At 71.0% G+C, this 1,790-nt stretch carries 2 protein-coding genes; both read right to left on the bottom strand.

All coding sequences use genetic code 11. The annotated features are described in order from the left end of the window. Positions 1-178 precede the first annotated feature (178 nt). Positions 179-1,102: a ketopantoate reductase family protein gene (locus BKE38_RS26510; protein ID WP_076960201.1), complete on the bottom strand. Its 924-nt coding sequence runs from the start codon at positions 1,100-1,102 to the stop codon at positions 179-181. A 38-nt stretch (positions 1,103-1,140) separates the two neighbouring features. Beyond that, complete coding sequence (locus tag BKE38_RS26505; protein WP_076960200.1) at positions 1,141-1,713, bottom strand: nucleoside 2-deoxyribosyltransferase; 573 nt, start codon at positions 1,711-1,713, stop codon at positions 1,141-1,143. Positions 1,714-1,790: the final 77 nt, after the last annotated feature.

Below are 1,790 nucleotides of genomic sequence, written 5' to 3'. Positions count from 1 at the left end.
GGGTCGGGGCGGTGGTGCTCATCGGCGGCTGGCGGGCCCGCGCCGCCCGGGCAGGGGCGGCAAGGCGGGTCCAGATCCTTTCGTCAGGCGGGGCATCGGGCAGCGGGGGAGGACCATAGCCGCGGTCGCGGCGCCTGGCCTGTGACAGCCTGGCGCAAAGTGACGCATGACGAAAAAATCAGGCGAAGCCGGCCTCGCGCGCCCGCACCAGCCCGACCAGCGTCGCATTCACCGGCGCGGCGATGCCGGCCTTTTCCGCCTCGCGCGGGATCGCGCCGTTGATGGCGTCGATCTCGCTCTTCCGCTGGGCGACATGGTCCAGCAGCAGCGAGGGCCGCGCATTCGGGATCGCCTTTCCGAACTCGGTAATATGCGTCACGGGGTCGGCCACCGTGATCGGCACGCCGCGGGCTTTCGCGACCGTCCAGGCCTCGACGCCGGCGGCCCGCGCCACGGGCCAGAGGTCGGGGTCTTCCATCACGCCGCCGATGGTCTTGCCCGACAGCGCGCAGACCGCGGAATAGGTGACGTTGCAGATCAGCTTCTCCCAGGTCAGGCGGGCGATGTCGTCCTCGGCGGCGACGCGGAAGCCGGCCCCTTCCCACAGCGCCGCGATGGCCCGCAGCCGGTCGGTTGCCGGCCCCGCCAGCTCCCCGATACGCACCTTCTCCATGCCGTTGTGATGCGCGTGCCCCGGACCCTTCAGCGAGGCGCCGAAGCCGCCGGCGATGCCCGCCACCACATGCGCGCTGGGCAAGGCGGCGGCCAGCGCCTCGCTGCTGCCTAGGCCGTTCTGGATGGTCAGCACGCTGCTGCCCGGCCCCAGCAGCGGCGGGATGGCCCGCGCCGCGGCGGCGACGTCGCGCGCCTTGGTCGCCAGCACCACCAGGTCCACGGGCGCTGCGCCCGCGGTGGTGGTCGCCGCGCTGACCCGCACCACCCGGTCGCCCGAGGCGCCCTCGACCCGCAGCCCGTCGCGGTTCATGGCGGCGACATGCTCGGGCCAGGCGTCGAAGGCCAGGACCTCATGGCCCTTGGCCGCGAACAGCCCGGCATAGACCGAGCCCATCGCCCCGCAGCCCAGGATCGCGATGCGTGCCATGGCGTCTTTCTCCCTCTCGACGCCTCGGGACGGGCGCCTCAGCCCTGCAGCCTCTCCCGCATCAGCGCGGCCACGCAAGCCTCGAAGCCGGCAATATCGCGCCAGCGATGGGCCTCCGGCACCGCGCGCACCGCCAGCAGCCCGCCGGCGGCCTCGATGCCGCCATCGATCATCAAATTGTCGATGCGGCCGAAATCCTCGAGATGCAGGCCCTCGGCATCGGCCCAGCCGCCCTCGGGGCGCGGCGTCGCGCCACCGCCGAGAAAGGCCCGGCTGCGGGTCGTGAAGTCGCGCCCGTCATTGGTATAGCCCGCGACCGGACGGCCCAGCGCCCGCATGAAGCCGAGCTCATAGACCGTACCCGCATCGGCGGAAGGCCCGCGGAAGGGGGTGAGGTTGGCGATCAGCGCGTCGCAGGCGCGGATATGCGCCTCGTTGCGGAGATAGATCTCGAAGAAGCGCTCCTGCGCCGCCTCGGCCGCGGCGTCGTCGATGGGATCCAGGGGAAAGACGCCCACCGCGCCATGCCGCGCGCAGATGGCCTTCTTCTGGGCGGCCATCTCGAGGGCATCGGGGAGGAAAACTTCGGGGCCGGCTAGGTAGATCTTCATGGCCCTATTCTGACAAAGGCAAGAAAGACCTTCAAAGGCCAGGGGAATGAATTCCCCTGGACCCCTTCTTTTTTCTG

This window comes from Teichococcus deserti (assembly GCF_001982615.1).
GTDB classification, from domain to species: Bacteria; Pseudomonadota; Alphaproteobacteria; order Acetobacterales; family Acetobacteraceae; genus Pseudoroseomonas; species Pseudoroseomonas deserti.
This window is presented reverse-complemented; position numbering and strand designations above follow the sequence as displayed.